Origin of the sequence: Burkholderia multivorans ATCC BAA-247, assembly GCF_000959525.1 — a bacterium.
GTDB lineage: Bacteria > Pseudomonadota > Gammaproteobacteria > Burkholderiales > Burkholderiaceae > Burkholderia > Burkholderia multivorans.
The window spans coordinates 2,581,407-2,598,253 of record NZ_CP009832.1 but is presented as its reverse complement, the minus strand read 5'-3'; the positions used below and the strand labels follow the sequence as shown (position 1 = coordinate 2,598,253).

The following is a 16,847-nucleotide window of genomic DNA, read 5'->3' as shown; positions in this document are numbered from 1 at the left end:
AGGTGTGGCCCGCGTATCGCAGCGTGCGGTACGACGGGCCGTGTTTGTATGGGCTGCCGCTTGCGCCGCACGACCGGTAAACACGCCGGCTGCCGCAAAATCCTGTACATTGCCAGCCTTGTTTAGCCAGCCTGACGGACCGATTGACGTGGCCCTGTTTTCCTCCGCCCGACCGCCCAGAACCATTCTCGTCGCCGCGCCGCGCCGGATCGGCGACGTGCTGCTGACGACGCCGCTCGTGCGTTCGCTGAAGGCCCGCTGGCCGGACGCGCAGATCGACATGCTGGTGTTTCGCGGGACCGAAGGCGTGCTCGAGCACAATCCCGACGTCCGGCGCGTGATCGTCGTCGCGCAGCGGGCCGGGTTTCGCGAGCGGCTGCGCGACGCGTTGTCGATGTGGCGCCGCTACGATCTCGCGTGCGCGGCGCTGAGCTCCGATCGGCCGCGCTTTTACAGCTGGTTCGCGGGCCGCAAGCGCGTCGGGCTCGTCGATCCCGAGCGCCTCACGTGGCTCACGCGCCTGATGCTGAACGGCATCGCGATCAATCATCACCAGTCCGCGCATACGGTCGTCAGCACGCTCGCGCTCGCGCCCGTCATCGGCATCGATCCGGTGTCCGAGGTCGTGGCGCCGGGTATCGGCGACGATCCCGAGCGTCGCGCGCGTTTCGACGCATGGCTCGCCGAATCGCCGGCCGTGCGCGCAGGCAAGCCGCTCGTCGTACTGCATCCGTATCCGATGTTCCGCTACAAACAATGGCGGCTCGACGGCTGGGTCGAGATGATCGGCTGGCTGCGCGCTCGCGGTTTCGCGGTCGCGTTGTCGGGCGGTCCCGCCGATCGCGAGCGCGAGTATGCCGAGCAGGTCGCCGCCGAAGCGGGCGGCGACGTGCTGAATCTCGTCGGGCGGCTGACGTTCGGGGAAAGCGCCGAACTCGTGCGACGCGCACGGCTCTTCATCGGGCCCGACACGGGCGCCACGCACGTCGCGGCCGCGACCGGCACCGCTACGATCGCGCTGTTCGGACCGTCCGACCCGGTGCGCTGGGGGCCCTGGCCGCAGCACTGGCCGGCCACTGAGAACCCGTGGCCGCTGCGTGGCTCGGGGCGGCACGGTAACGTGTGGCTGCTGCAGGGCGACGGCGATTGCGTGCCGTGTCGGCATGAGGGCTGCGACCGCCACGTCGACAGCCGTAGCGACTGTCTGGAGAATCTCGACGCGCAGCGCGTGAAGAGGGCGGCCGCGGAGATGCTCGGCCTCGCGCGCCCGGACCCGACCGAAGCGGTCGTCGATACGTCGCGGCTGCATCGCGCGGGCCGCGCCTGATCTGCGCCGCCGCGCTCCTTTCACGATTCACGAACGCGCGAGCGCCGCTCGAGTCACGCGGCGGCGCGGGCCATCTCGCGCGATGGAACGCGCGTGTGCCCGAATTACGCGCTGTGCCGAATCGCCGACGTCTCGCGCGGCGGCGCTTCCTTGCGCTCGCGGCAGCCGAGCAGAATGCCGGCGAGCAGCATCGTCAGATGCCCTTCGGCGAAATCGAGCAGCAGCGAATTGGCGAGACTGCCGATCGTGAAGATCACCAGCCAGCCAAGCAGCAAATGACGCGAGCGCGGGTCGAGCGTGGCGCTGCCGCGCGCGATCTGCACGATCAGGTTCACGAGCAGCAGCACGCCGACCGTGCCGAGCTGCACCGCCATCAGCATGTATTCGTTGTGCGGGTTCGATGTCAGCTGCCCTTCGGCGGCCGTCTTGCCGGCCGCGAGCTTCTGGAATTCGAACTCGAGGCCGCCGGCGCCATAGCCGATGGCCGGGCGCGCCAGATACAGCTGCAGTCCCTTCTTGTACCACTCGAGGCGCAGGCCGGCCGACGTCGCCGCATCGCTTTGCCGATACTGCTGAACTTCGGACACGATCTGCGCGAGGCGGCCGCCGTGGATCGTGGAGGCCGCAACCACGAGCGCCGCAGCCGCGAGCAACAGCGCACCGGCGGCCAACCCCGCCCGCAACGCCGACTGCCGGCGCAGCAGCAGGACGAAACGCACGGCGACGACGAGCATCAGCAGCAGCGCGACGATCTGACCGGTGCGCCCCTGCAGCATCACGAACACGTTGACGAGCGCCCACGCGGCGACGGCCGCATAAGCCGTACGCGACAGCGCGGTGCGCGCGGCCAGCGCAAGATCGGCTGCCTGGTAGAACAGCAGCGCGCCGAACATGCCGGCCGCGATATGGTTCTTGAATACCCACGCGCGCGACACCGGCAGCGAAAACGCATGGGCCGGGCCGATCGCCGTCAAGCCGAGATAATTCGTCGTCGACAGCAGCAGGATCACGCACAGCGTGCCGAACCAGCAGCGCCGCACGATCGGGGCCCAGCCCGAATGACGAAACGCGAGCATCGCGAACGGCAGCAGCAGCAGCTTGTCGTATTTCGCGACCCAGTTCCACGCCTTGTCGTGCGGCGCGACCGTGTACGCGACGCTCAACGCGAGCGCGGCCAGGATCAGCAGTGCGGCGAGCGACGCGGGTTCGGTGACGAGCGTGCGCAGGTTGCGCCAGAACTCGGGCGAGACGATCAGCGCGACGGCGAACAGCGCGCAGAACACGTTGGTCAGCGCGGTCGACACGGGGACCATGCACAGTGCGATGACGGCGAAGGCGCGGGCCGCGGTCAGGCGCCGCGAGGCGGGGGTGGAGAACGAAAGCATCGGAACCTGTCGATTGGGGCGAAGGCAGCGTCGAGCGCGGTGACCCGAAGCGCGCAGTATACGCGAACCGGTTCCCCCGTCCCGTCCAGTCGCCTGGCGCGGATCAGCTGAACGCCCGTTTGATCCGCGAGCGCAGCAGGGCGCGCTTGAGGCGCCCTTCGACAGCCGGCGTGTCGAGCGCGAGGCGCGTGCCGGCCGGTTCGCCGCGATGCAGGTAGTAGCGGTCGAACGTCGCCTGCGTCATGCCCCATTTGTTCAGGAACTGGCGGCGTCCGTCGTTCTTGACGATCTTGCCGGTGCTCTTCTGCTGGAAGTGATAGACGAGACTGTCGCCGACGCCGAGGAAGATCCGGCAGCCGGCGTCCCAGAATTTCATCGAGAAGTCGTTGTCGCTGCTCATCCCGGGCGACAGTTCGCTGCTGTAGCCGCCGATCCGGTTCCACCAGTCGCGGTGCACGAGCGTCGGCGGCCACGTGGAGCCGAGCCAGTCCGCGCGCGCGAGCCGCGGTGCGGCGGCGACGAGCGCAGCCGCGTCGAAGTGTTCGGCATCGCGGCCGAAGTCCGCGACGACGACGCACGGATTGCGCGTATCGACCGGCTCGACCATCGTGCCCGACAGCATGAACAGATCGGTCGGCATCTGCTCGATGCGCCGTGCCAGCGCGGCATCCCAGCCGGGACAGCAGAACATGTCGTCGTTCATGTAGACGACGTAGTCGCGCGTCGCGCGCGCGGCTGCGAGATTCACCGCGTGGCAGATGCCGATGTTGCCGGGCGACGCCGTATGCTCGAGACGCTCGCTGCGCACCCAGTCGAGCGAGCCGTCCGAGCCGTCGTTCACGTGCACGATGATCTGATGCTCGTAGGCAGAATGGCGGCGCAGGCTGTCGACGACGAGCTTGAGGTACGGCAGGTTGTTCCAGGTCGGGATGATGATGGAGAACATGGCGGTCGGATTCGGTGGTCGTCGTGTCGGACGGACGGCGATTGCGCGGCGGCCCGCAGGGCGCGGCCGCGCGGGGCAGCCCGGCATTGTAACGCTGCGGCCGGCGGCGGCCGATCAGCGGGCCGGCGGGTGGCCGAGTTTCAGGAAGCGGTAATAGACGGTTTCCGCGTTGAAGACGGCGATCATGAAGCCCGCGCGGCCGTCGAGAAACCCGCGCCGCAGCACGTAAGTGCGGACGAACGCCCAGGCGCCGCGCGCGAGCGCCTTGCCGAAGCCGCCGCGCTGTCCGGCCGCGCGGCGCTGGCGGGCGCCGGCCGTCGAATAGGCGTCGAGCTTGCGCACGACCGTTTCGAAGTCCTCGTAGGAGTAGTGCATCAGCTTGCCGGACAGCCGCTGTGCCGGCGTGTCGAACACGAGGCGTTCGTGCACGAGATCGTCGGAGAAGCGCGCGGTCCCGCGCCGGAACAGGCGCGGCACCCAGTCCGGATACCAGCCGCTGTGGTGGATCCAGCGTCCGCAGAAGCTCGACAGCCGGTCGAGCGCATAGACGTCGGCGGCCGGCGTGCGGATCGCGTCGCGGATCGACTGCGCAAGTTCGGGGCTGACCACTTCGTCGGTGTCGAGCGACAGGATCCAGTCGGTATCGAGCGCGTCGAGCGCGCGGTTCTTCTGCGGGCCGAAGCCCGGCCAGTCGCGCTCGACGATCACGCGTGCACCGTGCGCCTGGGCGATCGCGACCGTGTCGTCGGTGCTGCCGCCGTCGATGACGACGATGTCGTCCGCGAAGGTCAGCGCATCGAGGCACTGCGCGAGCCGCGCGGACGCATTGAGGGCGATGAGAGCGACGCCGAGGGTGGGTTCAGCCATGAAAATCGTCGGAAAGGCGAAGAAAACGTGAGCGGCAGTATACCCGCCGGCCCGCATCGTGCCCGCGGCGTCGACCGCGGGGCGCGACGGGGCGGTGCGGCTATAATGTTGGGCCATTTTCGGCGCCGGCCCGACGGGCAGGATCCCGGGCGGGCGCGCGCCGCGCGCCGCGCCGCGGCTCAAGAAGGATCGCCTTGGAAACCCAGAACACACTTCGCAAACCGATGAACGGCACGGGCACGTCGCCGGTCACGGTCTTCAAGCGCCTGTGGCCGTATATCCGGCCGCTCGTCGGCATCGTGCTGCTCGCCATCGTCACGATGGGGATCGTGGCGGGGACCGAAGCCGGCATTCCGGCGCTGCTCAAGCCGCTCCTCGACCACGGCTTTGGTTCGCACGGCAGCGACCGCGCGAAATGGTACGTGCCGATCGCGGTGATCGGCCTCGCGCTCATCCGCGGCGTATCGCAGTACGCGTCGAATTACCTGCTCAACTACGTCTCGAACCGCATCCTGCTGCAGCTGCGTCTCGAGATGTTCCAGCGCATGATCCATACCGGCGCGTCGTTCTTCCAGCGCGAAACGGCGAGCACGGTGATCAATGCGATCGTGTTCGAGGTCAATCAGATCCTGTCGGTGCTGACCGGCGTGATGGTCACGCTCGTGCGCGATTCGCTGACGGTCGTGTTCCTGCTCGGCTATCTGTTCTACCTGAACTGGCGGCTGACGCTGATCGTCGCGGTGATCCTGCCGGGCATCGGCTGGCTGGTCAGCAAGATCAACCGGCGTTTGCGCCGCCTGAACCGCGAGCACCAGACGCTCACGAACGAGCTGTCGTACATCGTCGAAGAGACGGTCGGCGGCTACAAGGTGGTCAAGGTGCACAACGGCGAATCGTACGAGATCGACCGTTTCACGGCGATGAGCAAGCGGCTGCGCGGCTACGCGATGCGGATGACGATCTCGGGCGGGCTCGCGCAGCCGCTCACGCAGTTCCTCGCGTCGATCGCGCTCGCCGTCGTGATCACGATCGCGGTCGTGCAGTCGTCGAACGATCAGACGACGGTCGGCGGCTTCGTCGCGTTCGTCACGTCGATGCTGCTCGTGATTTCGCCGCTGAAGCACCTGATCGACGTGAATCAGCCGCTGCAGCGCGGGATGACCGCCGCCGAACTGATCTTCGGGCTGATCGACGAGCCTGCCGAACCGCAGGGCGGCGGCCGGCCGCTCGCGCGCGCACGCGGCGAAATCGAGTTCCGCGACGTGTCGTTCGATTACGGCGCGACCGAGCGGCCGACGCTCGACCGCATCTCGTTCAACGTCGCGCCGGGCGAGATGATCGCGCTTGCCGGGCCGTCCGGCAGCGGCAAGACGACGCTCGTGAACCTGCTGCCGCGTTTCTTCGATCCGACCGGCGGCGCGATTCTGCTCGACGGCGTGCCGATCGCCGAGTTCGACCTCCATGCGCTGCGCGGCCAGATGGCGATGGTGAGCCAGGACGTCGTGCTGTTCAATGACACGATCGCAGCCAACGTCGCGTACGGGCAAACGCCCGACCGCGCGCGCGTGCAGGCGGCACTCGAGGCCGCGAATCTCGCCGACGCGGTCGCCGCGATGCCGGACGGGCTCGATACGGTGGTCGGCGGCAACGGGATGCGGCTGTCGGGCGGCCAGCGCCAGCGGCTGGCGATCGCGCGCGCGATCTACAAGGATGCGCCGATCCTGATCCTCGACGAAGCGACGTCCGCGCTCGACTCCGAATCGGAGCGCCACGTGCAGGCGGCGCTCGAGCGGCTGATGGAAGGCCGCACGACGCTCGTGATCGCGCATCGACTCTCGACGATCGAGCGTGCGGACCGCATTCTCGTGCTCGAAGCGGGCAAGATCGTCGAATCGGGCAGCCATGACGAGCTGCTGCGCCACGGCGGTCTCTATGCGCACCTTCATCGGATCCAGTATCAGCAGCAGGCGGCGTGACGTGCGCAGGCTTGTCCCGCCGATATGCTAGTCTTCCCCGCGCAGTCCCGCTGTTTCCGATTCGACGTGACAACACGGAGGGAACGACAATGAAGAAGACGCACCGGATGGCGCTCGCTGCGCTGATCGCGGCCGGGTTCGCCGCACAGGGAGCCTTCGCGCAGGATCACGGCAACCACGACAATCACGGCGGCCCCGGCATGCAGCGCGGCCATGGTCCGAAGCACGTACCGCCGGGCCAGGCCAAGCGTCGCGGCGACGACCACGACGTGCCGCCGCGCTGGGCCGACCAGCCGCGCCGCGACTGGCACAAGGGCGACCGGCTGCCGCCCGAGTTCCGCGAGCGCCAGTACGTGGTCGACGACTGGCGCGGCTATCATCTGAGCCCGCCGCCGCGCGGTTATCAGTGGGTCGGCATCGGCGGCGACTATCTGCTCGTGCAGATCGGCTCGGGCCTCGTGCTGCGCGTCGGCCCGTAACGGCGCGATTCCCATGCGGCTGCCGCGTGCGCGCGGCAGCCGCGTCACTTTCCGGCCGCCGCGCGCCGGAACCAGCGCCGTTCGACGCGCGACATCACCCAGCACACGCCGAGCGCGCACAGCGTGCCGAGCGCGACTTCACCGAGCCGCATCAGCGGAATGTCCCAGAGCGGGCCGTTGCCCGGAAACAGCAGTACGATCGTCGCGGTGACGCCGCCGAGCCGTGCCGCGCTGCCGACATTCAGACACCAGCAGCAGACGATCACGACCGCGACCGTCAGCGCATAGGCGAGCATCCGGTCGCCGCCGAGCGCCGCGCCCGCGAAGCCGAGCACGCCGCCGACCATCGCGCCGATGAACTGGTCGCGCGACAGCGACATCGTGTCCGAGTAATTGTGCTGCGTCACGGCGATCGCGGTGATCGCGGCCCACACGGCCTGCTCGGTGTGCAGCGCGCGGCCGATCGCATACGCGAGGCAGGCGCCGCACACGGCCTGGAACGCCATCAGGCCGCCTTGCGCGAGCCGCTCGCCGAACGTCAGGCCCTTGAACAGATCGAAGATCGACTGCTGGATCTGCTGGCGTGCTTCGTTGAGTGTCCGGATCGTATCCATCGTGCGTCGGTCAAGAAACGGAGGACGGCGTGTGCCGCGTTCAGTGCGCCTGTTCCGGCGATGCGGCCGCTGGTTCGTCGGCCGGCGAATCGCCGTTCTCGACGCGTGTCTCCGGCATCCCCAGCCATACCAGCAGCACGGCGAGCGCGCCCGCGCCCGCGAGCCCGAAGAAGCTGACCGCATTGCCGAAATGATCGGCGACGTAGCCGGCCGCCGCGGTGCTGAGCGTCGCGCCGATCCCGGCCGCGAGCCCGAACAGGCCGATGCAGAGGTTGTAGCGCCCCTTGCCGCCCGCGACGTCGGCCGCGATGAGCGGCAGCATCACGCCGAACACGGCCGCGCTGATGCCGTCGAGCATCTGCACCGGCACGAGCAGGTAAGGGCTGCTGACGCCGGCGAACAGCAGCGCACGCACGGGCAGCGCCGAGAAGCCGAGCAGCAGGATCGGCCGGCGGCCCCAGCGCTGCGCGGAACGGCCGACCCACGGCGAGAGCATCGCGACGATTGCCTGCGGCACGATGATGCATGCCGCGATCACGAGCTGCACGTTTTCGCCCATCCCGGCCGTCACTTCGCCTGCCGCGAGGTTCAGCATCGCCGCGTTCGACAGGTGGAACAGCACGACGCACGCCGCGAAGATCAGCATCCGGCGGTCGCGCAGCAGTTCGAGCAGCGTTTCGCGCTCTTCGCTTTCATCGCTCGCATCGCGTTTCGACGACGATTGCGGGATCACCTCGTGCGTCGGCTGGATCATCGCGAGCGCGAACAGCGCGGGCAAGGCGAGCACCGCGGTCAGCCAGAACACCGCGCGCGCGGAGAAATATTCGCCGGTGAGCCCCATCAGGCCGGCGGCGACCGCGCTGCCGATCGAGGCCCAGCGCGCGTTGCGGCCGAGCCGGTCGCCGAGATCGGCGCGACCGACGAGCGAGAACGAGATCGCGGCCATCGCCGGCACGAGCATGCAGCTCGCGAAGCCGTGGAACACCTCGGCCGCGATCACCGGCACGATCGTCGGGCTCGACGCGAGCAGCACGGCGGACAGGATGATCGCCGCGATCGCCCAGGCGGCCGCGCCTTTCTTGTTCTTGAGCGCGTCGACGGCGGCGCCGCCCGGCACCTGGCTCACCATCGCGCTGATCGTGCCGATCGACAGCACCATCCCGATCTCCCCCTGCGTCCACTTGTGCGACGCGAGGTACGACGCGATGAACGGACCGAACCCGGTTTGAACGTTTGCCACGAAGAAGTTGAGCCAGTCGAGAGCGCGCAGACTGCGGACGCTGACGGAATGCTTGATCGTCATCGGGCAGTACTCGCAGACGAAGCCGGTGCCGGTGCAACGGGCGGGTAGACCGCGACGATCGGCTTGTCGGCCGCGTAGGGCGGCGCGGCCTTGATCTGTGCGTCGTTCAGGTCGAGCTGCGGATGCAGCGCCTTGTCGCGCGTGACGAAGCGCAGCGCGCCCCAGCTCGCGGCAATCGAACGGCGGTCGGTATTGACGAGGCCGCCAAGGTCGAGCACGACGGCCTGCGGCTGGGCGGCGCGGTCGATCAGCACGTCGACGACGCGGCCGATCTTCGTGCCGTTCGGGCGCTCGACGTCGCTGTCGAGCATCGGCAGCCGCGTCGTCGGCGAGGCGGCTGCCGAACCCGACAGCGGCACGGGCTTCGGCCGCGCGGCCGGCGGCAGGTCGCCCGACGGCACATCGAGCACGATCGGCTCCTGTTTGCCGCCCGGCGTGAAGCGGAACACGTTCCACGGGAAGATGACCTTGCGGTCGCCCACGCCCATGAAGCCCTGCAGGTTGACGACCATCTCGCGCGGCTTGCCGCCCGCGTCGACCACCATGTCGACCGCGCGGCCGATTACCTTGCCGTTGCGTCGCGCGACTTCGCTGTCGAGCAGCGCATGGATCTGGGTGCGATCGAGCGGGCGCGTCGCGACGATCGGCGGGGGCGGAGGCGGCGGCGGTGTCGGCGATTCGGTGCGCTGCACGGGTTTCGGGCGCGCGACCTCGTGGTGCTGTTTCTTCGGCGCTTCCGGCTCCTCCGGGCGCGTCGGCGCGGGCACGGGCGGCATCGTCAGCGGCTCGCCGGCGGTTTCCTCGACCGGCTCGACCAGCGCCTCGCTGATCGGCGCGGGCGGGTTCTGGACCGGCAGCAGCCCGCAGCCGGACAGCAGCGCGGCGGCGGCGAGAATCAGGAAGACCGTCGACGACGGCAACGACATGCGGGATGCGGGAAACGGAAGTCCGCCGCTCATTGACACTCACTCCAAGGGTCGGGGCGGGCCCGGAGGCACGCGGCTGGCGATGGATGGCGGGTGCGGGCGGCGCACCACGCGAGGTGAGAGTTTAACGTGTCTTCCTTTCAGGACCGATTTCGGTTGCGACACGGCGGCGGTTCGCCGCAGAGGTGCGCCGATCGCCGCGCGGCCGGAGTCCGCGCGAAGGGTCGCGAAACGGGCGGCGGGCCGCGTCGTGCAGCGGTTCTGCGCGCGACGGGCGGGGGAGAGGAGGCGAAGACGGGGCGTCGCCGTCAGCCGCGCGTGCGGACGACGACGCATGCAGACGCGCGCACGCGCGCGGCGTTTACGCGAGCGGATACCACGCGTCGGTGAATTCGCTGACTTCGACGTCGGTCAGCTCGGGGCGCGCGGCGAGCCATGCGCGTACCGCTTCGCGGTCCGCCTCGGTGGTCGTGCCGCGCGGCGCGCCGGAAATCACGTACGCGCCGATGCCGTCGTCGGCGGACGCGACGGTCAGCAGCCCGTTCGCTTCGACGAAATCGATGAACGCATCGATCAGCTGACCGCGCTCGAGGTCGCTCAGCTCGCCGCGATATTGCGCGGTCGCGTTGAACGCGAGTTCCTGGAATTCGCCGATGTGGAGTTTCTTGCGCTGACGGCGGTTGTGGCGTTGGCTCATGATGCGGGATGAATGAGAGTGGGGAACGGAATGCGCCGCGCGCCGCACGATGCGGCGCCGCGGCGCTTGCGCGCACGGATTGCGCGCGGCTGCTACATCAGCACGATATCGTACTGCTCCTGGCTCAGGTTCGACTCCACCTGCAGCGACACCGGCTTGCCGATGAAGTCGATCAGCATCGCGAGATGCTGCGACTCCTCGTCGAGAAACAGGTCGATCACCTGCTGCGCGGCGATCACGCGGAATTCGCGCGGATTGAACTGGCGCGATTCGCGCAGGATCTCGCGCAGGATGTCGTAGCAGACGGTACGCGACGTCTTCACCTGGCCCTTGCCCTGGCACGTCGGACACGGCTCGCACAGCACGTGCGCGAGCGATTCGCGCGTGCGCTTGCGCGTCATCTCGACGAGCCCGAGCTGCGAGAAGCCGTTGACCGTCACGCGGGTGCGGTCGCGCGACAGCGCCTTCTTCAGCTCGGACAGCACCGCGTCGCGATGCTCGGCGTTCTCCATGTCGATGAAGTCGATGATGATGATCCCGCCGAGATTGCGCAGCCGCAGCTGCCGCGCGATCGTGTGCGCGGCCTCGAGGTTGGTCTTGAAGATCGTGTCGTCGAAGTTGCGCGCGCCGACGTAGCCGCCGGTGTTCACGTCGATCGTCGTCATCGCCTCGGTCTGGTCGATCATCAGATAGCCGCCCGATTTCAGATCGACGCGACGCGACAGCGCACGCTGGATCTCCGTTTCGATGTTGTAGAGGTCGAACAGCGGCCGCTCGCCGGTGTAGTGGTGCAGCTTCGGGCTCACGGCCGGCGTGAACTCGGCCGCGAATTCCGCGAGGCGCTGATACGTTTCGCGCGAATCGACCTGGATGCGCGTCGTGTCGTCGTTCGCGAAATCGCGCAGCACGCGCTGCGCGAGATCGAGATCCTGATAGAGCAGGCTCGTCGCCGGCAGCCGCTGCGCCTGCGCGACGATCGTCGCCCACGTCTTGCGCAGATAGGCGACGTCGGCCGCCAGTTCTTCGGACGTCGCGTCTTCGGCGATCGTGCGCACGATATAGCCGCCTTTCTCGTCCGGCGGAATCACGGCCGTCAGGCGCGCGCGCACGGCTTCGCGCTCGGCCTCGCTCTCGATCTTCTGCGAGATGCCGATGTGCGGCTCCTGCGGCAGATAGACGAGCGTGCGGCCCGCGATGCTGACCTGCGTCGACAGCCGTGCGCCCTTCGTGCCGATCGGATCCTTGATCACCTGGACCATCAGCGTCTGGCCCTCGAACACGGTTTTCTCGATCGGCTGGTGGTGGACCGCGCCCGACGGCGGCTCGCCGGCGATGCGCGGCTGCCAGATGTCGGCGACGTGCAGGAACGCCGCGCGTTCGAGGCCGATGTCGATGAACGCCGACTGCATGCCGGGCAGCACGCGCACGACCTTGCCGAGATAGATGTTGCCGACGCGTCCGCGCGACAGCGTGCGCTCGACGTGAAGCTCCTGCACCGCACCTTGCTGCACGAGTGCGACGCGCGTTTCCTGCGGCGTGAGGTTGATCAGGATTTCTTCGTTCATGGTGCGGTTCAGAAGGCGACGCGCGCGGCGCGCAGCAGCGCGGCTGTCTCAAAAAGGGGCAGACCCATGATACCCGAATGGGAGCCGTCGATTCGCTCCACGAACTCGGCCGCGCGCCCCTGGATCGCGTATGCGCCGGCCTTGCCGAACGGTTCCCCGGTATCCACGTAGCGCATCAGCGCATCGCGCGGCGCGGCCGCGAAGCGCACCGACGAGCGCGACAGCGCGGGCGGCAGCAGCGCGCCGTCCGCGCCGATCACCGCGACGGCCGTCAGCACCTCGTGCGCGCGGCCCGCGAGACGCGTCAGCATCGCGAGCGCGTCGTCGGCGTCGGCCGGCTTGCCGAGAATCGCGCCGTCGATCGTCACCGTCGTGTCGGCGACCAGTACCGGCGCGGCCGGCTTGCCGCTCGCGACGAGCCGCGCACGTGCGGCCTCCGCTTTCGCGACGGTCACGCGCCGCACGTATGTGTCGGCGGCTTCGCCGGGCAGCTCGGCTTCGAGCGCCTCGGCGTCTTCGTCGGCGCGCGGCAGCAGCAGTTCGAAACGCACGCCGATCTGCTGCAGCAGTTCCTGGCGGCGTGGGCTTTGCGAAGCGAGGTAAAGGGTCGGGAAAAGGGCGGGGGACAGGCTGGACGGCATGGTGTCGTTATCTCGTTGAGCGCGCGGGCCGCGCGTCGCGAGGACGACGCGTCATGCGCGGTGATAAGGGTGATTCTGCGTGATGCTCCACGCCCGGTAAAGCTGTTCGGCGAGCAGCACGCGCACCATCCCGTGCGGCAGCGTCATGCTCGAGATGCGCAGCAGCAGGTCGGCGCGCGCTTTCAGGTCCGGATCGAGACCGTCGGCGCCGCCGATCACGAACGCGACGTCACGGCCGTCCTGCTGCCAGCCGGGCAGCGCCTGCGCGAGCTGCATCGTGGTCCAGTCGCGGCCGCGCTCGTCGAGCGCGACGATGCGCGCTCCCTTCGGCAGCGCGGCGTCGATCTTCTGCCGCTCGGCCGCCATCACGCTTTCCGCGCTGCGGCCGCCGGAACGCAGCTCGGGCTTGATCTCGCGCAGTTCGATGCGCAACTCGGGCGGCATCCGTTTCGCGTATTCGTCGAAGCCGGACGCGATCCAGCCGGGCATCTTGTGGCCGACCGCGAGGATGAAGAGCTTCATCGGCGACGCTTAGCGACGGCGCGCGGGTGCCTTGCGTGCGGGACGGGCGGGTGCGTCGCCGGCTTCGTCTTCGTCCTCGTCGTCGGCGGCCGTCGCGCCGTTCGGGCCCTTGCCGCCGCCGAGCTTCATCCGCACCGGCTTGTCGCCCCAGATTTCCTCGAGGTTGTAGTACTGGCGCAGTGCCGGTTGCAGGATGTGCACGACGGCGTCGCCGCAGTCGACCAGCACCCATTCGCCGGTGTCTTCGCCCTCGGAGCTGACGACGTCGCCGCCGGCTTCCTTGACCTTCTCGCGCACGTTCGACGCGAGCGCCTTGGTCTGGCGGTTCGACGTGCCCGATGCGACGACCACGCGGTCGAACAGCTCGGTCAGGTGGCTGGTGTTGAACACCTTGATGTCTTGCGCCTTGACGTCTTCGAGGGCGTCGACGATCACGCGCTGCAGTTTGCGGATATCCATGGAGTCAGGAATGGTAGAGACGATGTTGAAGAATATAGGCCCATACGGCGGCCGGCACATGTTCGGCCGGCGCGTCGGGCATGTGCGCGTGCCGCGCGATGCATGCGCGCAGATGCGCGCGGATGTCGGTTGCGGCGATGTCGAACGCGAGCGTCGTGTCGATCAGCAGATGGCCGCTCGGCGTGGCCTTCAGCACGTCGGCGCCGGCTTTACGCGCGGCGATCTCGCGCGCGACGGCCGGCGATGCGGTGCCGAGGTCGAAACCGGGCCGCGTCGCCGCGCACACGTGCGCGTAGTCGAACAGCTTGCGCCAGTCGCGCCACGTGTCGAGGCGCACGAGCTGATCCGCACCGATCAGCAGCGACAGCGACGCGTCGGGACCGATCCGTTCGCGCCAGCGCGCGAGCGTCTCGACCGTGTAGGTCGGGCCGTCGTGCTCGATCTCGTCGGTCGCGACCTCGACGCGCACGCCGGGCAGCACAAGCGAGCCGGCCGCGGCGCGCGTCATCGCGAGCCGGTGCTCGGCGGCCGACACGTCGCGCTTCTGGTACGGCTGCCCGGCGGGCAGCAGCACGAGCTCGGTGAGGCCGAGCACGTCGGCGAAGCGCCGCGCGAGCGCGAGATGGCCGTCGTGAATCGGGTCGAACGTGCCGCCCAGCAGGCCGATGCGACGCGATAGCGGGCGCGGCTGCGGGGCGGGGCGGGCGGTGGTGTTCAGAAACGCGTCCTCTCGTAGGGGCGGCAGGCGACGGGCTCAGACCCAGTCGCGCGGCACGATGAAGTCGCTGTACAGGCGCGCTTCCGGCGAGCCGGGCTCGGGCTGCCAGTTGTAGCGCCAGTTCGCGACGGGCGGCATCGACATCAGGATCGACTCGGTCCGGCCGCCGCTTTGCAGGCCGAATAGCGTGCCGCGGTCGAACACGAGGTTGAATTCGACGTAGCGGCCGCGGCGGTACGCCTGGAAATCGCGCTCGCGCTCGCCGTACGGCAGCGCCGCGCGGCGCTCGACGATCGGCAGATACGCGGGCAGGAAGGCGTCGCCGACGCTCTGCATCATTTCAAACGAACGTTCGAAGCCGGGTTCGGAGAAATCGTCGAAGAAGATCCCGCCGACGCCGCGCATCTCGTTGCGGTGCTTGAGGAAGAAATACTCGTCGCACCACTTCTTGAAGCGCGGATACAGCTCGGCGCCGAACGGATCGAGCGCGTCCTTGCAGGCGCGATGGAAGTGCCGCGCGTCGTCCTCGAAGCCGTAAACCGGTGTCAGATCCATGCCGCCGCCGAACCAGAAGATCGGCGCTTCGCCGGGCTTCGTCGCGATCAGCATCCGCACGTTCATATGCACGGTCGGGCAGTACGGATTGCGCGGATGCAGCACCAGCGACACGCCGAGCGCCTCGAACCCGCGCCCCGCGAGCTGCGGCCGCGCGGCGCTCGCGGACGGCGGCAGCGCGTCGCCCGCCACGTCGGAGAAGCCGATCCCCGCGCGTTCGAACACGCGGCCGCCTTCGAGGATCCGCGTGCAGCCGCCGCCGCGCAGCCGCTCGGCGGGGCCGCGCTGCCAGATGTCGGTCGCAAGCGGCGTGCCGTCGAGCGCGCCGAGCGCATCGGCGATGCGTGTCTGCAGGCCGTGGAGATACGTGCGCACGCGCGCCACGTCGTAGGTCGAATCGGTCATGTCTGAACTGAACGCCCCCGCGCGCGGCGGGGGCCGTAAAAAAGGCTTCTGCCGCGCATTCTAGCGAACCGCGGCAGCCGGCACGACGCACCGCGCGGCGGTGCGCCGGCCGCCGGCGTCATGCGCTCTTGCGGCTGAGTGCGCGGTGGCCGATGTCGCGGCGATACTGCATGCCTTCGAAATTGATCTGGTTGATCGTGTCGTACGCATGCTGCTGCGCTTCGCGCACCGAATCGGCGAGGCCGACCACGCACAGCACGCGGCCGCCCGACGTGACGAGCTTGTCGCCGTCGAGCGTCGTGCCCGCATGGAACGTCACGGCCTGTTCGGTTTCCGCCGGGATGCCGTTGATGCGGTCGCCCTTGCGCGGCGCGTCGGGGTAGCCGTGCGCGGCAAGCACGACGCCGAGCGCGGTGCGGCGATCCCAGTCGAGCTCGACCGTATCGAGCGTGCCCGCGATCGCCTGCTCGACGACCTTCGAGAAATCGCTCTTCAGGCGCGCCATGATCGGCTGCGTCTCCGGATCGCCCATCCGGCAGTTGAATTCGAGCGTGCGCGGATTGCCTTCCTTGTCGATCATCAGGCCGGCGTACAGGAAGCCCGTGAAGCGGATGCCGTCCTTCTCCATCCCGCGCACGGTCGGCATGATGATCTCGCGCATCACGCGCGCATGCATCTGCGGCGTGACGATCGGCGCCGGCGAATACGCGCCCATGCCGCCGGTGTTCGGGCCGCGATCCTCGTCGAGCAGACGCTTGTGGTCCTGGCTCGACGCGAGCGCGAGCGCGTGCTTGCCGTCGACCATGACGATGAAGCTCGCTTCCTCGCCGTCGAGAAATTCCTCGATCACGACGCGTGCGCCTGCGTCGCCGAGCTTGTTGCCCGACAGCATCATGTCGACCGCTTCGTGCGCTTCCTCGAGCGTCATCGCGACGACCACGCCCTTGCCGGCCGCGAGGCCGTCGGCCTTCACGACGATCGGCGCGCCTTTCGCGTCGATGTAGGCATGCGCGGCGGCCGCGTCCGAGAAGGTCTCGTAGTCGGCGGTCGGAATGCCGTGCCGCTTCATGAACGCCTTCGCGAAATCCTTCGAGCTCTCGAGCTGCGCGGCTTCGCGCGTCGGCCCGAAGATCTTCAGGCCGCGCGCGCGGAACAGGTTGACGATGCCGGCCGCGAGCGGCGCTTCGGGCCCGACGAGCGTGAATGCGACGCCTTCGCGTTCCGCGAAGTCGGCGAGCGCGTCGAGCGACGTGATGTCGACGTTCTTCAGACGCTCGTCCTGCGCCGTGCCGCCATTGCCGGGCGCGACATAGACCATCTGAACGCGCGGCGATTGCGCGAGCTTCCACGCGAGCGCATGTTCGCGGCCACCGGAACCGACGACGAGTAGTTTCATGGGATTCCCCGCAGACTAGAAAACAGGGCGGCCGGCACGCTCAGGCGCGCCGGCCGCGAAACCGGG

At 68.7% G+C, this 16,847-nt stretch carries 17 protein-coding genes; 3 read left to right on the top strand and 14 right to left on the bottom strand.

Annotation, left to right across the window (positions count from 1 at the left end; all coding sequences use genetic code 11):
• Nucleotides 1–148 precede the first annotated feature (148 nt).
• A complete protein-coding gene (locus NP80_RS24505) occupies nucleotides 149–1,327 on the top strand; it encodes a glycosyltransferase family 9 protein (RefSeq protein ID WP_006409042.1) in 1,179 nt (392 codons plus the stop codon).
• 104 nt (nucleotides 1,328–1,431) lie between these two features.
• Here the strand turns inward: NP80_RS24505 and NP80_RS24500 are convergent, their stop codons facing one another.
• The 3 genes from NP80_RS24500 to NP80_RS24490 form a co-directional block, all read right to left on the bottom strand.
• Nucleotides 1,432–2,712, bottom strand: coding sequence for an O-antigen ligase family protein (locus NP80_RS24500; RefSeq protein ID WP_035945891.1), 1,281 nt, complete (start codon nucleotides 2,710–2,712; stop codon nucleotides 1,432–1,434).
• Nucleotides 2,713–2,815: 103 nt separating this feature from the next.
• The gene (locus NP80_RS24495) at nucleotides 2,816–3,658 is read right to left on the bottom strand and encodes a glycosyltransferase family 2 protein (RefSeq protein WP_006409051.1); all 843 of its coding nucleotides are present in this window, start codon (nucleotides 3,656–3,658) and stop codon (nucleotides 2,816–2,818) included.
• Between the two features lie 114 nt (nucleotides 3,659–3,772).
• Complete coding sequence (locus NP80_RS24490; RefSeq protein WP_035488749.1) at nucleotides 3,773–4,525, bottom strand: glycosyltransferase family 2 protein; 753 nt, start codon at nucleotides 4,523–4,525, stop codon at nucleotides 3,773–3,775.
• A 224-nt stretch (nucleotides 4,526–4,749) separates the two neighbouring features.
• Here NP80_RS24490 and msbA point away from each other — a divergent pair, with 224 nt between their 5' ends.
• Nucleotides 4,750–6,501 carry a lipid A export permease/ATP-binding protein MsbA gene (gene msbA / locus NP80_RS24485; protein ID WP_035945889.1) on the top strand — a complete coding sequence of 584 codons (1,752 nt, stop codon included), beginning with the start codon at nucleotides 4,750–4,752 and terminating at the stop codon, nucleotides 6,499–6,501.
• Between the two features lie 89 nt (nucleotides 6,502–6,590).
• Nucleotides 6,591–6,980, top strand: coding sequence for an RcnB family protein (locus NP80_RS24480; RefSeq protein ID WP_006409050.1), 390 nt, complete (start codon nucleotides 6,591–6,593; stop codon nucleotides 6,978–6,980).
• Between the two features lie 44 nt (nucleotides 6,981–7,024).
• On the opposite strand, the gene NP80_RS24475 is transcribed toward NP80_RS24480, so the two are convergent.
• From NP80_RS24475 to purD, 11 genes are all read right to left on the bottom strand, one after another.
• The gene (locus tag NP80_RS24475; protein ID WP_006398733.1) at nucleotides 7,025–7,594 is read right to left on the bottom strand and encodes an FUSC family protein; all 570 of its coding nucleotides are present in this window, start codon (nucleotides 7,592–7,594) and stop codon (nucleotides 7,025–7,027) included.
• A gap of 40 nt (nucleotides 7,595–7,634) precedes the next feature.
• Nucleotides 7,635–8,897, bottom strand: coding sequence for an MFS transporter (locus tag NP80_RS24470; protein ID WP_006405606.1), 1,263 nt, complete (start codon nucleotides 8,895–8,897; stop codon nucleotides 7,635–7,637).
• Nucleotides 8,894–9,856 (bottom strand): PRC-barrel domain-containing protein, encoded by a 963-nt coding sequence (locus NP80_RS24465; RefSeq protein WP_006409054.1) that lies wholly within the window; start codon nucleotides 9,854–9,856, stop codon nucleotides 8,894–8,896. Before NP80_RS24465 ends, NP80_RS24470 begins: the two co-directional genes overlap by 4 nt.
• A 328-nt stretch (nucleotides 9,857–10,184) precedes the next feature.
• Nucleotides 10,185–10,520 carry a YggL 50S ribosome-binding family protein gene (locus tag NP80_RS24460; RefSeq protein WP_006405604.1) on the bottom strand — a complete coding sequence of 112 codons (336 nt, stop codon included), beginning with the start codon at nucleotides 10,518–10,520 and terminating at the stop codon, nucleotides 10,185–10,187.
• Between the two features lie 92 nt (nucleotides 10,521–10,612).
• Nucleotides 10,613–12,085, bottom strand: a complete 1,473-nt coding sequence (gene rng, locus NP80_RS24455) for a ribonuclease G (protein ID WP_006409048.1) — start codon at nucleotides 12,083–12,085, stop codon at nucleotides 10,613–10,615.
• Between the two features lie 8 nt (nucleotides 12,086–12,093).
• The gene (locus NP80_RS24450; RefSeq protein WP_006398738.1) at nucleotides 12,094–12,726 is read right to left on the bottom strand and encodes a Maf family protein; all 633 of its coding nucleotides are present in this window, start codon (nucleotides 12,724–12,726) and stop codon (nucleotides 12,094–12,096) included.
• Between the two features lie 51 nt (nucleotides 12,727–12,777).
• Nucleotides 12,778–13,248, bottom strand: coding sequence for a 23S rRNA (pseudouridine(1915)-N(3))-methyltransferase RlmH (gene rlmH, locus NP80_RS24445; protein ID WP_006405603.1), 471 nt, complete (start codon nucleotides 13,246–13,248; stop codon nucleotides 12,778–12,780).
• 9 nt (nucleotides 13,249–13,257) lie between these two features.
• Entirely contained in the window at nucleotides 13,258–13,707 is a 450-nt protein-coding gene (gene rsfS / locus NP80_RS24440) for a ribosome silencing factor (protein ID WP_006398740.1), read from the bottom strand.
• Nucleotides 13,708–13,711: 4 nt separating this feature from the next.
• On the bottom strand, nucleotides 13,712–14,452 hold the full coding sequence (locus NP80_RS24435) for a nicotinate-nucleotide adenylyltransferase (protein WP_100085606.1): 741 nt from the start codon (nucleotides 14,450–14,452) through the stop codon (nucleotides 13,712–13,714).
• A 9-nt stretch (nucleotides 14,453–14,461) separates the two neighbouring features.
• Nucleotides 14,462–15,385, bottom strand: coding sequence for an oxygen-dependent coproporphyrinogen oxidase (gene hemF, locus NP80_RS24430; RefSeq protein WP_006405601.1), 924 nt, complete (start codon nucleotides 15,383–15,385; stop codon nucleotides 14,462–14,464).
• A 118-nt stretch (nucleotides 15,386–15,503) separates the two neighbouring features.
• Entirely contained in the window at nucleotides 15,504–16,781 is a 1,278-nt protein-coding gene (gene purD / locus NP80_RS24425) for a phosphoribosylamine--glycine ligase (RefSeq protein WP_006405599.1), read from the bottom strand.
• Nucleotides 16,782–16,847: the final 66 nt, after the last annotated feature.

Bases quoted from the DNA above. Each gene is read 5' to 3' on its own strand.
- NP80_RS24480 (WP_006409050.1), top strand. From the start codon at position 6,591: ATGAAGAAGACGCACCGGATGGCGCTCGCTGCGCTGATCGCGGCCGGG.
- NP80_RS24450 (WP_006398738.1), bottom strand. From the start codon at position 12,726: ATGCCGTCCAGCCTGTCCCCCGCCCTTTTCCCGACCCTTTACCTCGCT.
- rsfS (WP_006398740.1), bottom strand. From the start codon at position 13,707: ATGGATATCCGCAAACTGCAGCGCGTGATCGTCGACGCCCTCGAAGAC.
- NP80_RS24490 (WP_035488749.1), bottom strand. From the start codon at position 4,525: ATGGCTGAACCCACCCTCGGCGTCGCTCTCATCGCCCTCAATGCGTCC.
- NP80_RS24470 (WP_006405606.1), bottom strand. From the start codon at position 8,897: ATGACGATCAAGCATTCCGTCAGCGTCCGCAGTCTGCGCGCTCTCGAC.
- rlmH (WP_006405603.1), bottom strand. From the start codon at position 13,248: ATGAAGCTCTTCATCCTCGCGGTCGGCCACAAGATGCCCGGCTGGATC.
- NP80_RS24495 (WP_006409051.1), bottom strand. From the start codon at position 3,658: ATGTTCTCCATCATCATCCCGACCTGGAACAACCTGCCGTACCTCAAG.
- hemF (WP_006405601.1), bottom strand. From the start codon at position 15,385: ATGACCGATTCGACCTACGACGTGGCGCGCGTGCGCACGTATCTCCAC.
- NP80_RS24475 (WP_006398733.1), bottom strand. From the start codon at position 7,594: ATGGATACGATCCGGACACTCAACGAAGCACGCCAGCAGATCCAGCAG.
- NP80_RS24500 (WP_035945891.1), bottom strand. From the start codon at position 2,712: ATGCTTTCGTTCTCCACCCCCGCCTCGCGGCGCCTGACCGCGGCCCGC.
- NP80_RS24465 (WP_006409054.1), bottom strand. From the start codon at position 9,856: ATGAGCGGCGGACTTCCGTTTCCCGCATCCCGCATGTCGTTGCCGTCG.
- purD (WP_006405599.1), bottom strand. From the start codon at position 16,781: ATGAAACTACTCGTCGTCGGTTCCGGTGGCCGCGAACATGCGCTCGCG.
- rng (WP_006409048.1), bottom strand. From the start codon at position 12,085: ATGAACGAAGAAATCCTGATCAACCTCACGCCGCAGGAAACGCGCGTC.
- NP80_RS24460 (WP_006405604.1), bottom strand. From the start codon at position 10,520: ATGAGCCAACGCCACAACCGCCGTCAGCGCAAGAAACTCCACATCGGC.
- msbA (WP_035945889.1), top strand. From the start codon at position 4,750: ATGAACGGCACGGGCACGTCGCCGGTCACGGTCTTCAAGCGCCTGTGG.